This window comes from Moorena sp. SIO3I6 (assembly GCF_010672095.1).
The window spans coordinates 1-1,253 of the sequence record NZ_JAAHHU010001462.1 but is presented as its reverse complement, the minus strand read 5'-3'; the positions used below and the strand labels follow the sequence as shown (position 1 = coordinate 1,253).

Sequence of the window (1,253 nt, the reverse complement as noted above, 5' to 3'; positions counted from 1 at the left end):
CAAGATTGCACTGAGTACAGAGCAAAGGCAAAGACTCGAAGCAATTAGCCGGAATGGACACGCACCAGCCAAAAAAATCCTTCATGCACAAATCTTGTTGATGTCCGATGAAGGAGAGCTGGCAACGAGAACATGGACAGATAACGAAATCGCTCAAGCTCTGAATCTGCATCGCAACACAGTGGGTCGAATCCGCCAGCGATTTCTAGAGAAAGGGGAAGCGCCAGCATTGGAAAGAAAAGCGAGAAGAAAGCCCCCGGTAGACCCAATCGTGGATGGAGAGACCGAAGCTCAAATTATTGCTCTGTGCTGCTCACAACCACCAGCAGGAAGAGGGAACTGGAGCATTCGCTTGTTAACCAATGAACTGAAAAAACGCAGAATTGTCACGCAAATCGGCAGAGAAACCGTGAGAAAAACACTCAAAAAAACCAATTGCGCCCTTGGAAAACCGAGAGATTCTGCATCCCTGAGCGGGACTTGCCCAGATTCGTCGCCGAGATGGAAGTGGTTCTAGACGAGTACACCCGTCCAGCCAATCCAGAGATGCCGTTAATTTGTATGGATGAAGCGAGTAAAGAACTGCATGGGCATCTATATGAACCCATTCCGATGCAGCCGGGGCTTGATGTGAAGGAAGACTATCACTACACCCGCGAAGGAGTCCAAGCCCTGTTTATGTTCTTTGACCCCAATCGAGGTTGGCGACGGGTGAGTTGTCGAGACCATCGCACCTGTGAAGACTGGGCCGATGAAATTAAGCATCTATTGGATGTTGACTATCCAGATGCCCCCAAAATTCGCTTACTCTCAGATAATCTCAACACCCACACCATCACCTCTTTGTACAAAACTTTTCCCGCCCCCGAAGCTCACCGTTTAGCACGGCGGTTAGAGATGATTCACACCCCACGTAATGGCAGTTGGCTCAATGTGGCGGAAACAGAGTTGTGTGTTCTGTCCAAACAATGTCTTGACCGTCGCCTGGCTACAGCCGAAGAACTTCAAAAGGAGATAGAGGCTTGGCAGCAGGAGCGGAACAATGCCTGTGCCAAAGTAGTGTGGCAATTTACCACAGAAGATGCACGAGTCAAACTCAAACACCTTTACCCTGTTTTTGAGACTGATCAAGATTTTTCTGTATAATGCACTTTTTAAGAGTGGTCACTCCACTACTGGCGTGGCACACCTAAAAACGTTTGTTGGGTTGAGCGGTAGGGAAACCCAACAAAGCGTTACTGGTGTTGGGTTTC

General features: G+C 48.7%; 1 protein-coding gene. It reads left to right on the top strand.

The window, feature by feature from the left end; all coding sequences use genetic code 11:
- A protein-coding gene (locus tag F6K49_RS50280) for an IS630 family transposase (RefSeq protein WP_293110358.1) occupies nt 1-1,146 on the top strand; the annotation gives its coding sequence in 2 pieces (ribosomal slippage) (nt 1-425 and nt 425-1,146; 1,147 coding nt annotated over the 2 pieces). This gene is flagged as partial in the annotation.
- Between the last annotated feature and the right edge of the window lie 107 nt (nt 1,147-1,253).